This is a genomic window from Gammaproteobacteria bacterium (assembly GCA_024235095.1).
In the GTDB taxonomy this organism is placed as follows: Bacteria; Pseudomonadota; Gammaproteobacteria; order Competibacterales; family Competibacteraceae; genus UBA2383.
In genome coordinates, this window is record JACKNC010000001.1 from 1,209,126 (window position 1) to 1,227,136 (window position 18,011).

The window sequence follows — 18,011 nt, forward strand, 5'->3', positions numbered from 1 at the left end:
GGGCACCCACCGCTACCTGTCAAAACTTCTGTGTCAGCCCACTAGATAAAGGAATTGCGGTTCCCGCATGACCAGGCGGTTGACCAGATCAGGCAAAGCATCGGGGTCGGGACGTCCTTCGCGATTCAGGGGGACGGACTCGGCGAGCAATTCAAAATCCAGATACTGGGCGGCGCGCTGCAATTCGCCAATGTTAATAACGGAATTAGGTTCGGTGGGATTGTACAGTACGGCCAGCCGCTTCATGGAGCGATAGGCGCGCATGGCCTTGATTTGCGCTTCCACGGGAACGGTATGGGTAGTGCCGGTGACATTGCGTTCGGATGAGGCGAAGGCAGGGACGATGCGCGATTCCACTGGGTAAGCGACCATGGTGAAGACCACGGGGATGTCAGTTAAATAACGAGCTGGATCAACCCGGTCATAGGGACCGACCACGCCCAAGGTTAGCGGGGTGCCCCAGGTATAGACCAGGTCCGGTTTGAGTTGCCGGGCTTCGGCGACCAGTTCTGGAATCCGGGTCGGGTCCTGGCCGGCGTCACGGACGATCAGATCGAAAGGTAATTGATGTTCCGCAAGGTAGGCTCTGAAACCGGCTTCCACCTGTGTTTCGCCGCGCCAGAGCAGCATCAGGATCCGAAAGCGTTGACCCTCGGCTTCCCGGACGCTCCCTTCCGATGAGAGCGGATTGGGGTGAAGAGGCTGGCTGGCAACGACGCTGCCCGTCAATATCAACAGCATGATCGGCAACAGGAAGAGGTAGCGTCGAGGCATGATCAGGCTTCCTGAGGTTCAAGGGGCGGCAGTTCATCGTCCGCTTCGGGTTCGATCCCCAGGATCAGGAAGCTGAAGCTGAACACAGTGGCGGTGAGCACTCCTAGCATCCCGAAGAGGGTAATCGCTCCCGGATAACCGAAGGCCGTAACAAAACTAGCGGCAACCAGCGGCCCAACAGCGCCCCCCAAGCGTTCGATTAACCGATAACCACCCAGCACCGGTCCCTGGCCAAACTGTTCAATCGACGCTCGTCCAATATTGGTCACTAGCGCCAACTGCGAAGAAATACTCATGGCCTGGCCAATGCCCAAGAGCAGCACGCCGATCAGCACTCCAGTCGTGGTGGGAAAGAAAAATACTGGTATCAGACCAAGGCCGGTCAGCAAACCACCCGCGCCGACCAGCAATCCATGCAAGACAAAGCGGTCGGCCAAGCGGGCGAAGACCGGCCCCAGAAACAACGCAGCCAGTCCGTAAATCATGGCAATCCGCCCAATTTCCGAGCGACTATCGCCAAAATTACTCAGCGTCAGCGGCACGAGAAAGAACAGAAAACCATTGAGCAACAATTTGGCGGGAATGGCGGCGAACAGCATCAGCAGCATAAAACGTCCATTGCCCGCCATAGCCCGAATCATGCCGCGTATCGATTGGTGCGGCAAGAGTTTGGGCATCGGCGCAGTTCTGAGTAAACGGAAGGCCATGATTCCAGAACCCGATGCCAGGATAGCTGCGCAACCGAAGGTGGCGGTATAACCAATGTGATCGGCCAAGATGCCGCCAATCGCCGGACCGCAGATGGTGGCGGCCATCAAGCCACTTACAAACAAAGCGCTGCTTCTGGCTTGCTGTCGGGGTAAGGCGTTGGCAACGACATAGCTCTGACAGGCCACATACATGAAGGCGTAACCCATTGCGGTCAATGCTCGCCAACCCAACAAGTCATAAAAGCTGAACGCCAAACCAGTTCCAACAAGTCCAAGGGTCATCAGCAATGCGCCTTCAGCGAAAGTGCGCGAACTGCCAACCCGCTCAAATCGCCAACCGGCCAGTGGCATGGTCAGCGCGGCGGTCAAGGTGAAAATAGTTAAAGGTAGACTGATCAATAATGCGGAAGGAGGATTCGCCAAATCCGTGGCGTAGATGCGCGCATACAATGGCAGAAAGGGCTGCGAGAGCTCGGCAGCGAAAATAAACAGGAAGGTGGCGACTCGCGCGCCGAACAAATCAGCCGGCTGATAGGGCGTGAGGCGGCCCTCCGGCGCCAGAGTGAAGCCGCGCCAGAGTTGTTCCAGATTGTTGGAGAGTCGGTTCGCCGCTGCTGGCGTCACGGATTGCAGGTAAGCCGCCTGGCGCAAGATTTGTTGATAAGCGGCGTTCAGGCGCTCTACCAGCTGATTTAACAAACGGGCGAGCCAGCCGGTCGCATCACGGGGAACCGGCAGGGTATGGCTCAGATCGCCCTCCGCGATGTAGCGGAGAACGACTTCCAGCCGGTTGATGGGCGTGATGAGATAGTGATGAACAATGAGCAGCAACAGCTCAAAGGCAACTAAAATAGCGATGACGAAGACGGTGGCGATATCAAACAGCATTTCCTGAACTTTTTGTACAACGAAGTCGGCGTCAGCGCCGATATGCAAAACCCCAGCCACGGTTTCGCCTGACTTGAGCGGCAGAGCCAGATTATAGAAATCACCCAGGGGGCGGGCGGCTAATGTTTGAACCGGCCAGGATTTCCTGGCGGGATCGACGGAAGCGGCACCTTGGGAAGCAGGCGATTTTTGCAGAATTGCAGCGGTTGCCTGAGCCAGTTGTTCCGGTCGGGGAAGCGATGTTCCGTACTGGTAGAGGATCGCGCCATCCTGGCGGGTCAGTGCCAGATAGGCCAAATCGGCATCGGCGGCAAGCACCGTGCCGAAAAAATCTGCTACGCCAGGCAGACTTTTCAACGGAATTTCATAACGCAACGCACGCTCCAACTTGGCGTTGACCGCCGCACCCACTGTGAGCATTTTTCGGTCCAATTGTGGCATTAGGCTTTTTTCAAGCGCCACAGCGGCATACAGTGAAATACCCACTAGCGCAACGATGATCAAACCGAGGGTCAAGGCGAATAACTGGGTAAACCGGGAAGAGGCGGTCATTGGATCCTCTCACTCGAATGCGCTTTCCCATGACGCGCCTGACCCGCCAACCGCTGTTCAAGACGGAGAATCCGGGCGGCCTGGATCAGGCGTTGCTGGAATTCCCGGCTTTTCAGTTCAGCCGCAGTCTCAAGCGCGGCCAGCGCTGAATCACCATTACGCGACAAGGCGGAGGTACGCCGATTTTCCAGAAAATCTTCAAGCGCAACACTGATCTGCCGCAATTCGCGCCGGGTGCCCCGGAACAGCAGCCAGACGCCGAGCAGCGCAATCAGACTGGCTGCGACCAGAATCAGCAGGGCGGCGCGGATCAGGCGAAACAAGGTTTGTTGCAATTCCTGGTCATAGAAAGATCGGTCATAGCGCAGGACCAGACCGCCCACCGTACGGCCAAAGTTGTTGATCAGAGGAATCCCCACCATGAGCGTCTCGAGATCGCTGGCGTGTTGAGGCGTTTTGGAGGTCGTTTGCAACACAGTTTGCAGCCAGATTGGCGCGAGGGGCGCGACCGGATCATGGCTCAGGAGTTCGCTTTGGTACTGGTGCAGGATGTCGCCTTGTTCGTTGAAAACACTGATGGAAAGAATGTGTGGATCCTGGGCGGCTTCACGGGTCAAGATCGCGGCGGTATTGGCCATGGCGGCGGGGTCGAGGCCCAGATCGAGACCGAATTCCAGCGTGTCGCGCAGATCCTGAACCAGAAAAGCCAGCCGTGATTCTGTCAGGCTGTTGAAAGTCCGCTCGAATTTGGCGTAATTCATCAACACCGCCAAGCTCAGGACAAAGGCGATCAGGACAGTAATCGTACCGGTGATTTTGAAAGACATAATGGGCGGCGTTCATTCATGGAATTGGGGTTGGTTCGCTCTCTTCCCCAGGCCGCGGTTGCGGTCTGGCTATTTACCATGAATTTCAGTGGAGGTTGTAAATAACCGTTTTATTCTCGCTTTCGTATTATAGCTTTTCGCTAGGGTTGATATTGGCGGGCGAATCGCATTCTCTCCATAAATCATTGCAGCTTGATCGCTGCGTTGGCGCAAAAGGTTCATAATCCATAGCGTTTATCGCACATTATGACTGGAATCTCATAGAAAGAAGTCATACGATTGTGACTTCCAGTAGGGATGCCCGAATGTCAGGTGGCCCAAATCATGCGAAAAAGTTCTTGCTCTATGCGGTTCTATGAGGAACTCAACGACTTTCTGCCGCAGGAGCGGCGCAAGGTCTGCTTTAGTCATGATTTTCAACGACGAGCATCGATCAAGGATATGATCGAAGCGCAAGGCGTCCCCCATACTGAAATCGAATTGATTTTGGTCAATGGCTGTTCCGTGGATTTTTCCTACATCGTGCAGGATGGCGACCGGATCAGCGTTTATCCGATGTTCGAAGCATTTGACGTACAGTCGATGATTCGGGTGCGGCCCTACCCATTGCGGATCAGCCGGTTTGTGCTGGATGTCCATTTGGGCAAACTGGCGCGCTATCTCCGCTTGTTGGGCTTTGACACGCTGTACCGCAACGATTACGAGGATGCCGAACTGGCGTGTCTGGCCAGTGAGGAACACCGGATTTTGTTGACCCGCGATCGCGATTTGCTCAAGCGGGCGGTCGTGACACGCGGTTACTACGTTCGAGCGGTTGATCCCCGTCGGCAAATCGAGGAAGTCATCGAGCGCTTCGATCTCCAGCGGGCGATTCAGCCCTTTCAACGCTGCGTACGCTGCAATGGCCGGCTGGCGGCAACCACCAAGCAACGGGTTTGGGAGCGGTTACCGCCGGAAACTCGGCGCTGCGTCGACGAATTCTGGGTTTGCGAAGCCTGCGGGCAGGTGTATTGGGAAGGGAGTCACATGCCGCGCATTCGGCGGTTTATTCAAGATTTAACGTCAAAATCTCAATAAGGATTAATAATATGCGTTTTTTATGGTTGTTGCCGTTGCTATTGGCACCGGGCCTGAGTCAGGCTCAGGACGCCGCGGATCCCGCCGGTCTGGAGCCAATTCCTGATGGTCCGCCGGATGCGTCGGGAGAACAAAACGTGCCGGCCCCGGAGATCACGATCCGCCAATTGGGCGATCAGGGTTCGGTTGAGGAGTATCGGGCCGGCGGAGTGCTGTACATGGTGCGGGTTAATCCAGCCAAAGGCGCGTCGTACTATCTGGTGGATACCGATGGCGACGGCAATATGGAAACCCGCTATAACGAGTTGCAAAGCAGTTTAGCGATCCCGGCCTGGGTGTTGCTGCGCTGGTGAGTAACTGCCTCCGCCGGGGAGCAGCAGTGGACGGCGCATGATTTAGCGTTGCAGGCGTCTCCATTCAGCAACGTCCCGGCGGAGTTGAGTACGGGCATTCGCCCGCTCAGCGGTTTTCGATTTCTGGTGCGCGCCGCCCTTGCGCAGGATCGGCGCGGATGCAACTGGATTGTGATGAGATCGCTGAATGATTAGAACAATAATCAAGGATAAGGATCATATCCCAGTCGGTGCGCGACTCCTAGGCTGGATCGACCGCTGCCGACAGGGGGTGAATAAACTGGCGCATGTCGCTGGTGTTGAAATCGTTTTTCTCATACCAGGTCGCCGGCGGCGGCGATCCAAATGTCTTGCAGGCGAATGTACAGGCGCACTGGCGAAGGCTGGATGAAAAATTCGCCTTCATCGCTCGCTGCAATCAAGGCAACGAGTTCATGAGTCCCGAACAGATTGCCTGCGTCCGGCAGGTAACCGCTCCCAAACTTGCTGCTTGGTGGTTGCCGCCAGCCGGCCATTGCAGCGCACACAGCGTTGAAAGGGTTGAATCGCCCGCTGGAGATCGAAGCGCTCGATGTAATGAAGCGACTATTCAAAGATTGAATTTTCTATAAAATTTACATATAGTTAATAGATGAGAAGATAAAAATGTCTTTTATCCAGTTGAGGTATTTCGTGTCGCTGCCTATACTCTATTAGGCGCTGCCTAGGTCGTGCGTTTTACTGTATGACAGGTAGCGGATAATTTTTAGATATGGATAAAGTAAAATTTTGAGCAGGCGAAGTCAGATTGATGCGATGGTTGTGTATGTTTTATGCTAGGATAAGCAGTAGATGGAATCTGCCCCTATTGCTGCGGATATAAAACGCCTGCGGTAACCTTAAATAACAGAAGGAGATATAATTTCTTGATTATTAATTACTTTAGTGAGGTCATTCCTGCCCAAATTTTTGGACAATATTTGCTAGTTCAGGTTAAGAGGTAATTTTTAGGCAAGTGTGATGCGCTATGGGCTTAATGGTAGAATTTAACACTGAAATCAATTTGATAGTTATAACCTCATCGAAACTTTAACTCATGTCGCAAAGACTACAGATTTTCACTAGTCATTTATCTCATAATAATGTGTTGACTCTGAAGGTTTTTTTGGGGTTAACCAAAGCTGATGAGGTAGCAAACTGGGAGTATACTGACGACCCAGATACGGCTGCGGCTTTATTGATCGATGCTGATAGCAAGGAAGGAAATCTTCAGTTAAAAGATTGGGTTCGCAAAAATAACCGGCAAGTTTTAATCGCCTTCAGCAACAGAATGGAAGGTTTCCCGGAGAATGTTTTGGTCTTGCCGCGTCCGTTACGGTCTGCTGAGTTGATACCGGTCTTGCGGCAAGCTAGCAAGCAGTTTTTGAGTTCTTTTAATGAAAAAGAAGAGCAATGCTTTTCTAAAGCTTCTCAAATTAGTTCTTTAAGCAATGAAATTGATGTTGAAGACAAGCCAATCAGAATTTATCGAGTTTTAGAAGTTTTATATAACAATAAAAATAAGATAATAAAGGTTACCGATAGGATTGCGCGTATAGTCATTTTTAATTTAGAACGTCGGCGTTATTACACTACACACTTTTCCCAAATGGAAATAGAGGATTTAATCGCTTCCCCTGTTAGCGATATGCAAATAGAAGAACTCAATTATGAGCAACTTGCTAGAGCGATACAAAACCTTAAAGCGCAGGATCTAGATGCGCCGCTTTGGATAGCGGCTTTAGCTACATCTAACGATCAATTGTTTGATGGCTTATCCCTTACCGGATCCTATCGGTTAAATCGCTGGCCAAATCTGAAGAAATTAGGCCAAGATCCTCTACACATGAAGCTTACAGCATTAGTGAGGCGTGGTGGTACTATTAATCAATTTACCGATCTTCTTAAAGTGCCAGCCGAAGATGTCATCGGCTTTATCAATGCTTGTCATATCTTAAATTATTTAGAGCATCGAGAGGAGCCTGCTATGCTAAAAAAGATGCTTGATAGCAACAAACAATCGAATGCCAGTAAGCGAAGTTTATTCAGTAGAATTCGTAGTCGGTTAGGAATCTGATGAAACAAATCAAATTTATTTTTACTGGACCGCCTGGGGCTGGTAAAACAACCGCAATTGCAACTATCAGTGAATTCCCTCCAGTTTCTACAGATGTGTTTTCCACAGACGATTTGGCGAGGGTTAAAGAAAAAACAACTGTAGCTATGGATTTTGGTCAAATCACTTTAGACAATGGCCAGAAAATTGGTTTATACGGCACTCCTGGCCAGCAGCGCTACAGCTTTATGTGGGATATTTTAACGCAAGGTGGCTTGGGTTTGATTATTTTAATTGATAATCGACGTTCAGAACCACTTAAAGATTTGGAAATCTATTTAGATAGTTTTGCTGATTTTATCAGTAGAACTGATGCTGTCATTGGCGTTACTTGCTCAGACATTAAGGATATTCCAACGATCGATGACTACCAAGAGATCCTGCAAACGCGCGGTCAAGTTTTCCCGATTTTTTTCATTGACGCTCGTAGCAAAGAGGATGTTGTTTTTTTGCTAAATTCCCTTTTGACATGTTTAGAGCTTTCATAATTTTCACTGATATTAAATTCTACAGACTTCTTCTTCGAGAGGTTTAATCATTGCGATATTGTGTAAACAAATATGGAAAAGAGCGATTTCTATGAAGCTTACAAGAGAAAAAATAAGCGCTATACTGGGCTTTAAAAGCGACGATAAAGCTAAATCAGCAAGCAATCCGGTTGAAGTAGAAACCCAGGAATCCGGTATGGAATACGAACATTTAATTGTTAATTATACTAAAGAGCAGTTAGCGGAGAGCGAATTAAGGCTAGCTGAATTTATGAAGGTATGTATTGGCGCTTATGGCGCCCTTGTTTCAACAGTAGATGGTCATGAAGTTGTATATTCTTTAAAACGCGATATTCCACCTCATAAGATATCGACAATGAATAGTTCGTTGTTAGCGCTCGGCGAGAGCATTGCTAGGGAATCTTTACAACAGCTTTGCCAATTTGTGATTTTAGAAAATAGTGATGGGCGTGTTGTTTCTCTACGTATCAATGACATCTTGATGCTAACTTGTATTTCCACTAAAAATACTAATCTTGGGATGTTATTAAGTGCTGGTCGCAACACTGCAGATTCTTTAGCAAAAATACTGCAATCAAGAACTCTGTAGCGGTGTTTTTTTATAACTTCTTTTTAAAACTGAGGAGGATTTTTGTATGGCTTCTTTGGATGAAATTTGCGAACAATTGGTTAAGAGCGTCAATGATGCATTGGGTGCTGCTGTTGTGGACCTTTCTTCCGGCTTGTTATTAGCCGTAGCCCATAATGTGCCTTATTTCACTCAAAGCTATCTGGATGCGGTTGCAGCAGCGGCTGTTGATATGTTCCGTGGTAATACTGTCAGTACTGTTGAGGATATGCTAAGCACTCAGCGAGGCACAACTGTACATAAAATGATTAAAGAAGTGCAAATGACAACTGAAAAAACATATCATTTTATGTCGATTGTACCAGGAAAGGAAAATTCGTTGCTTGTGCTAATTACAGGAAAGAAAGCGAATTTAGGAATGGGATGGGCTGCATTGCGAGGGGCTTTGCCGAAGGTTGCTCCTATGTGTCCGTCTTGAGTCGAAATAATTATACTAAAAAGCGCTCTTTATATAGCAAGGGGAGCGCTTTTTTATCGCCCTTTACGTAAACGATCAATCAACTGTATCGGAAAACCGTAGCGATGCATATCCCTTATAGTGTGCTCTAAATCATAATCTACTTGATAAAAGTGGATTGTCTTCTGCTGTTGATCAAAAATTGCGAATTCCGCGCCCGTTTTGCCACTGCGGGGCTGCCCCACAGAGCCTGGGCATACCAAGCAATGGTTAATATCCTCCAGCAGTAATTGTTTGGCTTTCTCAAACCCATGACGTTTTTTTCGATGATAATAAGCGCCTTGAATATGTGTGTGTCCATGCAAGCAAATACGGATGGCGTGTTCTGCCAAATAGTTCAGGTTTTCTTCATAAGTTAGTTGGTAAATGTAAGCATTAAAAAAAGTTTTATCTTGCGGAGCGCCATGTACCGCAATCCAGTCATCTTGTTGATGATAAGCAGGTAAAGCAGCTAGCCAATCACATTCTGTGCTTCCCACTTCATCTGCAGTCCACTCTAGCACCCAACGCCCAACTGGTGAAAATCCACGGGAGGGAACTCCGGCAATCAAAGCATGATCATGGTTTCCTTTAATAACTAGAAAATTGCGTTTTTGAAGCTCATGGATACATTCCATTGGATGAGGACCATAACCAACGATGTCACCGAGCACGATCGCATCCTTAAGTCCCCACTTATCTAATTGGCTTAATACCGCTGTTAAAGCTGGGAAGTTAGCATGTATATCTGCCAAAATCGCAAATTTCTTTTCTTGGATTCCTTCGCGTCGTTGCTGTACCTTACTTGTGGTTGAAGGCGAAGCCTCAAATCCTTCAAGAAAATGCTGTTTGCGCTCCACTTGTTTTTCATTGGCGTAGAATAGTTTGTTAATCTGTTGGCTGATAACCACAATCCAATGAGTATCATTAAAGTTATCAAGTAATTTTTTGCGAAAGATGACGCCAAGTTTCTGAGCGTGTTCTTGAGACAACCATTCCAATTGCCGAAACCAAACACCGAGTATCTGTGTTAAGCTATTAAAGTTATCCCATTTATAAATATCATCATCTATATAATATAATTTTCCATATTGATCAATACCATAATTTGATAATCCCTCATCAAGCTTAATGTTAAAATTAGCAGCAACGTAAAAATATATGTCTGCCATATTTTCCATGTGTTTTAATAAGTCATATGGGGGAATAGTTTTATATCCGATATGCAACGGTAAAAGTTTTGGCGTTATGTTGGCAATGAGAATTTGCTCGAATTGATGAACATAAAACCATGTTTTGGAAGGATTGTGAACATAATATTGACGCTCTTTCGCTAAAACTTGCTCTATCCAACGTTTACTATCACGTTCGTTGAATTGATATTCAGAGTGGCATTTAATAACATAATTATCATTAGCGATGATTTTAGTGACAGGACGTCCTGTAAATGTGTCACCATGAATCAATGGACTTACTTCATTATTAAATACCTCTTTTATGGTTTTAAGATCAATACCTTGATTTGGTTCAATTGAATCGACAATGCTAAAATTCATAATCGTCATTTTTAGTAACCGCCATCACACACAGGAAAAATTACACGAAGGGGAAATTTCATGCTGCGTCCGAGGAACGCCATCAAGACTTTTCAGGGAGAGAATTTATGACTGACGAGTCAATAAGTCCAACGCGGCGGCGCATCTGCTCCGGCAAAGTTGATCGGCGCCAGCACTGTGTCTCGCACCGGTGCAGATTCGTTAGCTTGCGGATAATCTAGCGTGTAATGCAGGCCCCGGCTTTCCTTGCGCGCTAGGGCGCTGCGAATAATCAACTCTGCGACCTGTGCCAGATTGCGCAATTCAATCACATTTCCGCTGATGCGGAAATTACCGTAATACTCGTCAATTTCTCCTAATAGCAATTCAACCCGACGCCGGGCGCGTTGCAGGCGCTTATCAGTGCGCACAATACCGACATAGTCCCACATGAACTGACGTAATTCCGCCCAGTTATGGGTGACCACGACTTCTTCGTCGGAATCCGTGACCCGGCTTTCGTCCCAAGCGGGCAATGCAGGTGGGATCGGCGCACGATCCAGTTGCGGACCTATATCCTTGGCAGCGGCGGTGGCGAACACCAGACATTCCAGGAGTGAATTGCTGGCCATGCGGTTGGCGCCGTGCAAGCCCGTAAAAGCGACTTCCCCAGTAGCGTACAGCCCTTCCACATCGGTGCGTGCCCGCAAATCGGTCATCACTCCGCCACAAGTATAGTGCGCCGCCGGCACGACCGGAATGGGCTGCCGGGCCATGTCAAAGCCATACTCCAGGCATTTGGCGTGAATATTCGGAAAATGCGCGCGGATAAAGTCAGCAGGCTTATGGCTGATGTCCAGATAGACGCACTCCGCACCCAGGCGCTTCATTTCATGGTCAATGGCCCGGGCTACGATGTCGCGAGGGGCTAATTCCATCCGCACATCGAAATTGCGCATGAAGCGGGTTCCATCCGGTAACAGCAAATAGCCGCCTTCCCCGCGCACCGCCTCGGAAATCAGAAAGTTCTTGGCCTGTGTATGATAGAGACAGGTCGGGTGAAACTGCATGAACTCCATGTTGGCTACCCGGCAACCCGCTCGCCACGCCATAGCAATGCCATCACCGGTAGAACCGTCTGGATTGCTGGAATAGAGATAGGCCCGACTGGCCCCGCCGGTGGCCAGCACCACGAACCGCGCCGCCAGCGCTTCAACCTGGTCACGGTGCTGATCCAGTACATAAGCCCCCAGACAACGATTACCAGCCAGGCCCAGTTTACGGCGGGTAATCAGATCGACGGCGATATACTGATCCAGCAAGACGATGTTCGGATGTTCGCGCGCGCGCGCTTCCAGGGCCGTCTGAATCGCCCGGCCGGTCGCATCCGCCGCGTGAACGATGCGACGATGGCTATGACCGCCTTCGCGATGCAGATGATAATCAACGATGCCTTCCGCATTTGGTTCACGAGTGAAGGGTACGCCCTGTTGGCTGAGCCATTCAATCACTTCGCGACCGTGTTCGACGGTAAAACGAACTGCGTCGGCATGACACAGGCCGGCCCCAGCAATCAAGGTATCCTGAACGTGGGATTCAATCGAGTCGCCGACATCCAGCACCGCCGAGACGCCGCCCTGGGCATAATAGGTGCTGCCCTCATGCAGAGGGCCTTTGGCGAGCACGGCAATGCGGGTGCTGTTGGCCAACCGCAGCGCCAGGCTGAGACCGGCGGCGCCGCTGCCAATAATGAGTACATCGAAGTCGGCGAGCGAAGTCATGACTTGTGAGCCACTCCAGGAATAAGGTATTGTCCCAAGGCGCTGGGGTTACTGCATTGGACGCCAGTGCAGTGTCATGTTTTATTCTTAATCACGCCACAACTATAACCCTATCCCGGCGAGTCTGCGAACTTATACCCAACACCGATAGGCAGGAGTCCGCTTGTCCCCCCACCATCGCCGCGCCCTGACCCTGAGCATGGGTTTCGCCGCCCTGTTGTATCTGGGTTTTGTGCTGGTTGCCGACCGGGAAGCGGTGTTCGCGGCCTTGCAGCGCGCCAGTTTAACCATGCTGCTGGGCATTTTCGCCCTGTCGTTGCTGAATTACCTGTTGCGGTTCTGGCGCTGGCAACGCTATGTCGCCGCCTTTGACCATGCCTTGCCGATCCGGCGGCATTTTCTGTATTACCTAGCGGGTTTTACGTTGACGGTCACGCCGGGCAAAGCCGGCGAGGCAGTGCGGTCGTTATACCTGCATCAGCATGGCGTAACGTATGCGCAGAGCCTGGCGGCGCTGTTTGTGGAACGCCTGCTGGATGTGCTGGCGATGAGTCTGCTGGCGTTACTGATTCTGCTAGCCCGACCGGATTATGCTTGGCTGGTGGCGGTGGCCTGGATCTTGACCTTGGGATTGGGTGGGCTAGTCACGTGCCCCTGGTTGCCGGGGAAGCTGCGGGGCTGGGGACGCAATCATCGCTATGGCCATCAATTCGAGCGGTTGGCCCGCCTGCTGGATGCGGCGGCGACGCTGTTGCGACCCGGTTCTCTACTATTTGGGTTGAGTTTGGGCGTTTTGTCCTGGGGGCTGGAGGGATCGGCCTTGTATTGGATTGCGCAGGATATCGGGGCCGGGATCAATCTGGCGACGGGTCTGGGCGTCTATGCTATCGCGGTACTGGCCGGGGCGTTGTCGTTTTTGCCGGGTGGGCTGGGGGGAACCGAAGCGGTGATGGGATTGTTGCTGGTGGCCTTCGGCGCGGATGCGGCGTCAGCGGTCGCCATTACCCTGCTCTGCCGGATTGCGACGCTCTGGTTTGCCGTGGCGCTAGGTGGGGTGGCGGTGGGGGCGTTGGGTATTAACAGACTGTAATAAACGATTCTCTCTGATCTTCACTGATCCAACCACCCTGGCGCTACGCGCCACCCCTCATTGAAAAGGAGGGGAAAATAGCTTGCAGGATCAAGACCCGGATTGATCAGTTCACTGGACAGTCCGTACTCAACCACTCACAGAGTGGGAGGCGTTTATTCGATTTGCCCTGGTTCAAGCCCGAGCATCGCCTGCAACAGCGCTTCAGCCGCTGGCGGCGCGAGCGGTCGGGACAGGTAGTAACCCTGACCATAGTGGCAACCCTGCGCTTTCAGACAGTCCCATTGCTCGGCGGTTTCGATTCCTTCCGCAATCGTCTGAATCCGCATTTCCTTCGCCAGAGCAACCAGCGTCTTGATCAATCCAGGTGGTTCGTGACTGGCGGTGATCCTGGAGACAAACGATCGATCGATTTTGATCGCATCGACCTGAAAAGTATCGAGATAGCTCAATGAAGAATAACCCGTGCCAAAGTCATCCATGTGGATTTCAAAACCCAGGTTCCTCAGTTGCTTAAGCATGGCGGCGGCATCCTCCGTATCTTTAATCAGCGCGGTTTCCGTGACTTCGATGGCCAGCGCCGAGGCTGGCAAGCCGGTATCGGCCAGGATCGCCGTCGCACGCTGTACGAACAGCGCATGCTGAAATTGCCGGGCTGACAGGTTCACGCTGATTTTGAGAGATGCGGCGGACGGATAACAGCGCCGCCAATCCGCCAACTGGCGACACGCCTCTTCCAGTATCCAGAGACCCAGCGGCACAATCAATCCGGTATTTTCCAACGTCGCCATAAATTCACCCGGCGCGAGTAAGCCGCGTTCTGGATGCTGCCAGCGCAATAATGCTTCAAAACCATGAATTTCTTCAGAAATCATCGCCACAATTGGCTGATACCAAAGCCGAAATTCACTGACTTCCAGCGCCCGTTTCAGCTCGGTTTCCAACATCAATTGCCGCATAATCTGGTCACGCATGCCAATATCAAACAGTTCATAGCGCGCCTTGCCCAACGCCTTGGCGCGATACATGGCGATATCGGCGTCCCGCAGGAGTTGCTCCGGCGTCTCATAGTCCGGCGAACCCAGGGTAATCCCGATACTGGCGGAAATCGTGATCGTCTGTTGTTCCTGAAGAACTCGCGGCAAGGCTAAAACTCCGAGCAGGCGGTCGGCGGTCTGCAGAGCGTCCCGGACATCATTGAGATCCTCGAGCAGCAGCACGAATTCATCGCCCCCCAGACGGGCCAGGGTATCGATAGCGCGGATGTTGCGGCGCAGACACTGGGTGACTGCAATCAAGAGCGCATCGCCTGCGCTGTGACCCTGCGTATCGTTGATAAGTTTAAAGTGGTCCAAATCGAGAAACAGGACGGCGTACATCCGGTCGGGAAATCGCTTATGGCGCTCAATGGCCTGACGCAGGTAGTCTATGAAAGCAGTGCGATTGGGCAACCCAGTCAACGTATCGTGCAGAGCCTGGTGCCGAAGTTGCTCTTCACTCTGTTTGCGGCGGTCGATGTCGGTGCTGGACCCGGCCATGCGATAGGGCGAGTCGTTGCTATCACGCACCGCCAAGCCGCGACTGAGCACCCAGAAATAGTGTTGATCCTTGTGCAACAACCGGTGTTCGCATTCAAAGTAGGGTGCATGACGGTCCAAGTGAGCGGTGAGCGCGTCCTGCATGTGGCATCGGTCAGCAGGATGGATGCGCGATAGCCATTCGATGGGATCGTTGCCCAAATCATTTTCCGTATAGCCCAGCATTTCCTTGAAGCGTGGCGATAGATACAATTGCTGGCGTCGCAAATCCCAGTCCCATAAACCGTCGTTCGCCCCGTGCACGGCGAGACTATAGCGCTCCTCGCTTTCCCGCAGCGCTTGCTCGGCAGTGCGCTGCGCCTGCAAGTTTTCCATAAAAAGATTAAACCAGCGCGTCAATTCACCGATTTCGTCCTGGCTGTTCACCACGAGGCGGGTATTAAGGTCCAGACGTTCATCCCGCAGGCGCTTAAAACCGTCGATAACGGCTTGAACAGGCTTTACAACGTGCCGGGAATACAGAGTGGCTACCAAAGCCACCATGCCAAAGCAAACCAGCAGAATGAGCGCGGTGACCCGCTGGATCGGGGCGGCTCCGGCGGCCAGAGTGCGATCAGGGATGAAGCTCTCCAGGTACCAGCCGTTTTGCGGTACTGCTACATGGCTGATCGTAGTAAATACTCATTAGTTGCAGGTAGTTCTATGACATAGCTGTTGAATAAGCTACACTAATCACTATGCAAAACCGCTCCTTCACCCTAACGCTACCCGAGATCGCTGAAAGCGACCAGACCCCGGTCGTGCGGAGTCTGTTGCAGGTGATTGGCGAGCAGCAAGCGCATATTCAACGCTTAGAGGATGAACTGCGGCGGTTGCAGGGCGGTCCCCCCCGTCCGCAGTTAAAGCCGAACACGCTGCAAGCCGCCGTCAAGGCGGCGCTCAATCCCGGGACGGAGGAACCGCCTCGTCGAGGTCCCCAGCGGGCCAAGACCGCCGAACTCGTCATTCATGAAACCCGTCGGGTGATCCTGGAGGACCTCCCGCTCGGGGCGCGGTTCCAAGGCTACCGGCGGTATGTCGTCCAGGATGTCGTTATTGAACTCCATAATACCTGCTATGAGTTGGAGCAATGGCGGTTCCCTACCGGCGAATACGTCACGGCGTCCGTGCCGGTCGTGGTGCGGGGTGGGCACTATGGCCCCCAGTTCGTGACTTATGTTTTGCATCAATATTATCAAGCCCATGTGACCCAACCGGTCTTGCTAGCCCAAGTCCGGGAATGGGGGGTTGAGATTTCGTCGGGGCAACTGAATCGTCTGCTGACGGAAGGTTATGACGACTTTCACCAGGAAAAGGACGCAATCAAGGCAGTCGGCTTGACTGTTTCGTCCTACGTCCAAACGGACGATACCGGCGCCCGCCATCAGGGGCAAAACGGCTACTGCACGTACTTGGGTAATGAGTGGTTTGCCTGCTTTGCCAGCACCGATGCCAAGAGTCGCATCAACTTCCTGGAGGTCTTGCAGACCGAGCGCCGCTATGAAATCAATGCCGAGGCCCTAGCGTACATGGCCGACCATGGCGTGGCGGCCGGCCACCGGGAACGGCTGGCGCAACGCCCGATCGTCGCGACCGACCCCCAAGCGTGGGCCGCCTATTTGCGGCGGAACCGGGTCGATAGCCCCCGGGCGATGACCCTCGTCACGGAAGGCGCGCTCATCGGCGGGCTGGCCGCGCAGGGGTTTCCGCTGGATCTGCGCTTGCTCAGCGATGACGCCGGGCAATTTGCCCTGTTCACCCACGCCTTGTGCTGGGTGCATGCGGAACGTCCTCTGCAACAGATTCTCCCGCTGAACGAAGCGGATCGGGTCGCCATTGATGACGTGCAAGAACAGATCTGGACGATCTATCGGAACTTGGCAACCTACCGCTTATCACCCACCCAGGCAGCGAAAGCCGCCATCAATGCCCAGTTTGATACACTGTGCGCGACCGCCACCGCCTGTGAACCGCTTAACCATGTTTTGCGGAGCTTCCAACGCAACCGGGAGGAGTTGCTCCGGGTGCTCGATTACCCGGAATTACCGCTGCACAACAACCGCAGCGAGAACGATATCCGGGATATGGTGAAGAAACGCAAGATCAGCGCCGGCACCCGCAGCGAGGACGGACGACGATGTCGCGACACCTTCCTCAGTCTCAAGAAGACCTGCGTTAAACACGGTCTCTCCTTCTGGGAATACCTGTACGATCGGGTGTCCGGTCAAAACACGATCCCCCCGCTCACGGATTTGATTCGCCAAGCTGCTGCGGCTTGATTGTTCCCGCCTGCAGTTAATGAGCATTTACTGATCGTATAAGGTTCACCGTTGATCGTTGCGGTCAGGCTCCAGTCCTCATCGAGACGCGCGCGCCAGGACGATGGATCGGGGATGGTGCCAATCAGCGTCCGGTCAGGGTGATAAATCAGCCGGTTATGTTGATCGATAACCTGAAGATAAGCGTTTTCGCCTAAATCGATCCGGTGAAATTGATCATACAAATCATTGATGCTATAGCTGGCGAGCAACAGCGCTATCGGTTCCCGGTCCAGGGTTTTCCGGTTCACCCGCCACAGCACTTTGGCGGCAGTAAGGACCTGTTTCTCGCTGGAGTTGAGGTTGGCGTTACGCTCTACGCCAGTCCATAGCACCAGGCGATCGCTAGGGATAGCAGCCTGAAAAATTCTTTGCACCGTGGTGGCGTCGACCTGGCTGACATCGAGCGTATCGCCGACATGGTAGTGATTGCCGTTGACACTAAAAATGTCGATGGACACTAATCCTTTCAAATTCAGATAATTGTTCAGTATGTAGCCGATATGCGCCTGGGTAGCGAGTTGGGTATAGGTATCGCTTGCGGCGCCTGCGACGCTGATCGCCTCCAGAATGGCTTCAACACCAGAGATATTGGCGATTAATGCTTCGACCTGTTCGAGTTGTAGCGCCAAATAGTCCCGTTGATCGCGCAGCAGTTGCAAAGTATAGCGTTGGGCCTCTGCTTGCAGAGTGCTTTGAGAAATGTGGTAGGAGCTGATGCCGAGAATCAGGAGTGGGATTACACTTAAAAATATTAGGTAGACGATAAATTTGTTGGCGATTTTGCTGTAAAGCCGGAGCCAGCGCATTCCTGGGATCGCC

General features: G+C 51.9%; 18 protein-coding genes. 8 read left to right on the forward strand and 10 right to left on the reverse strand.

The window, feature by feature from the left end:
• Positions 1-33: 33 nt before the first annotated feature.
• The 3 genes from H6973_05410 to H6973_05420 are packed head-to-tail and all read right to left on the reverse strand — an operon-like array spanning position 34 to position 3,751.
• Positions 34-774 (reverse strand): hypothetical protein, encoded by a 741-nt coding sequence (locus tag H6973_05410; GenBank protein ID MCP5125076.1) that lies wholly within the window; start codon positions 772-774, stop codon positions 34-36.
• 2 nt (positions 775-776) lie between these two features.
• Entirely contained in the window at positions 777-2,924 is a 2,148-nt protein-coding gene (locus H6973_05415; protein MCP5125077.1) for an MFS transporter, read from the reverse strand.
• The gene (locus H6973_05420) at positions 2,921-3,751 is read right to left on the reverse strand and encodes a hypothetical protein (protein ID MCP5125078.1); all 831 of its coding nucleotides are present in this window, start codon (positions 3,749-3,751) and stop codon (positions 2,921-2,923) included. The genes H6973_05415 and H6973_05420 overlap by 4 nt, the downstream gene beginning before the upstream one ends.
• Before the next feature lie 345 nt (positions 3,752-4,096).
• On the opposite strand from H6973_05420, the gene H6973_05425 reads away from it, so the two are divergent.
• Both H6973_05425 and H6973_05430 read left to right on the forward strand, forming a co-directional pair.
• The gene (locus H6973_05425) at positions 4,097-4,828 is read left to right on the forward strand and encodes a Mut7-C ubiquitin/RNAse domain-containing protein (GenBank protein MCP5125079.1); all 732 of its coding nucleotides are present in this window, start codon (positions 4,097-4,099) and stop codon (positions 4,826-4,828) included.
• A gap of 11 nt (positions 4,829-4,839) precedes the next feature.
• Positions 4,840-5,181 (forward strand): DUF2782 domain-containing protein, encoded by a 342-nt coding sequence (locus H6973_05430; GenBank protein MCP5125080.1) that lies wholly within the window; start codon positions 4,840-4,842, stop codon positions 5,179-5,181.
• Between the two features lie 42 nt (positions 5,182-5,223).
• Here the strand turns inward: H6973_05430 and H6973_05435 are convergent, their stop codons facing one another.
• From H6973_05435 to H6973_05445, 3 genes are read right to left on the reverse strand one after another with little or no spacing between them, the layout of a single operon-like run.
• Entirely contained in the window at positions 5,224-5,388 is a 165-nt protein-coding gene (locus tag H6973_05435; protein MCP5125081.1) for a hypothetical protein, read from the reverse strand.
• A 34-nt stretch (positions 5,389-5,422) separates the two neighbouring features.
• Positions 5,423-5,587, reverse strand: a complete 165-nt coding sequence (locus tag H6973_05440) for a molybdopterin-dependent oxidoreductase (protein MCP5125082.1) — start codon at positions 5,585-5,587, stop codon at positions 5,423-5,425.
• Between the two features lie 26 nt (positions 5,588-5,613).
• Positions 5,614-5,754, reverse strand: coding sequence for a hypothetical protein (locus H6973_05445; GenBank protein ID MCP5125083.1), 141 nt, complete (start codon positions 5,752-5,754; stop codon positions 5,614-5,616).
• Positions 5,755-6,256: 502 nt separating this feature from the next.
• Here H6973_05445 and H6973_05450 point away from each other — a divergent pair.
• The 4 genes from H6973_05450 (at position 6,257) to H6973_05465 (ending at position 8,870) form a co-directional block, all read left to right on the forward strand.
• Complete coding sequence (locus H6973_05450; protein ID MCP5125084.1) at positions 6,257-7,276, forward strand: hypothetical protein; 1,020 nt, start codon at positions 6,257-6,259, stop codon at positions 7,274-7,276.
• Positions 7,276-7,803 carry an ATP/GTP-binding protein gene (locus H6973_05455; GenBank protein MCP5125085.1) on the forward strand — a complete coding sequence of 176 codons (528 nt, stop codon included), beginning with the start codon at positions 7,276-7,278 and terminating at the stop codon, positions 7,801-7,803. The genes H6973_05450 and H6973_05455 overlap by 1 nt, the downstream gene beginning before the upstream one ends.
• A gap of 91 nt (positions 7,804-7,894) precedes the next feature.
• The gene (locus tag H6973_05460; protein ID MCP5125086.1) at positions 7,895-8,413 is read left to right on the forward strand and encodes a hypothetical protein; all 519 of its coding nucleotides are present in this window, start codon (positions 7,895-7,897) and stop codon (positions 8,411-8,413) included.
• A 46-nt stretch (positions 8,414-8,459) separates the two neighbouring features.
• On the forward strand, positions 8,460-8,870 hold the full coding sequence (locus H6973_05465) for a hypothetical protein (GenBank protein ID MCP5125087.1): 411 nt from the start codon (positions 8,460-8,462) through the stop codon (positions 8,868-8,870).
• A gap of 53 nt (positions 8,871-8,923) precedes the next feature.
• Here H6973_05465 and H6973_05470 read toward each other — a convergent pair whose 3' ends face one another.
• Positions 8,924-10,453 (reverse strand): metallophosphoesterase family protein, encoded by a 1,530-nt coding sequence (locus tag H6973_05470; protein MCP5125088.1) that lies wholly within the window; start codon positions 10,451-10,453, stop codon positions 8,924-8,926.
• Positions 10,454-10,563: 110 nt separating this feature from the next.
• Positions 10,564-12,204 (reverse strand): L-aspartate oxidase, encoded by a 1,641-nt coding sequence (gene nadB, locus H6973_05475; protein ID MCP5125089.1) that lies wholly within the window; start codon positions 12,202-12,204, stop codon positions 10,564-10,566.
• 163 nt (positions 12,205-12,367) lie between these two features.
• Here nadB and H6973_05480 point away from each other — a divergent pair, with 163 nt between their 5' ends.
• On the forward strand, positions 12,368-13,294 hold the full coding sequence (locus H6973_05480; protein ID MCP5125090.1) for a flippase-like domain-containing protein: 927 nt from the start codon (positions 12,368-12,370) through the stop codon (positions 13,292-13,294).
• A 155-nt stretch (positions 13,295-13,449) separates the two neighbouring features.
• Here H6973_05480 and H6973_05485 read toward each other — a convergent pair whose 3' ends face one another.
• Positions 13,450-15,375: an EAL domain-containing protein gene (locus H6973_05485; protein ID MCP5125091.1), complete on the reverse strand. Its 1,926-nt coding sequence runs from the start codon at positions 15,373-15,375 to the stop codon at positions 13,450-13,452.
• Positions 15,376-15,857: 482 nt separating this feature from the next.
• On the opposite strand from H6973_05485, the gene H6973_05490 reads away from it, so the two are divergent.
• A complete protein-coding gene (locus H6973_05490) occupies positions 15,858-17,150 on the forward strand; it encodes a transposase (protein MCP5125092.1) in 1,293 nt (430 codons plus the stop codon).
• Here H6973_05490 and H6973_05495 read toward each other — a convergent pair.
• On the reverse strand, positions 17,096-17,998 hold the full coding sequence (locus H6973_05495) for a cache domain-containing protein (protein MCP5125093.1): 903 nt from the start codon (positions 17,996-17,998) through the stop codon (positions 17,096-17,098). The two genes, H6973_05490 and H6973_05495, sit on opposite strands and share 55 nt — an antisense overlap.
• Positions 17,999-18,011 lie beyond the last annotated feature (13 nt).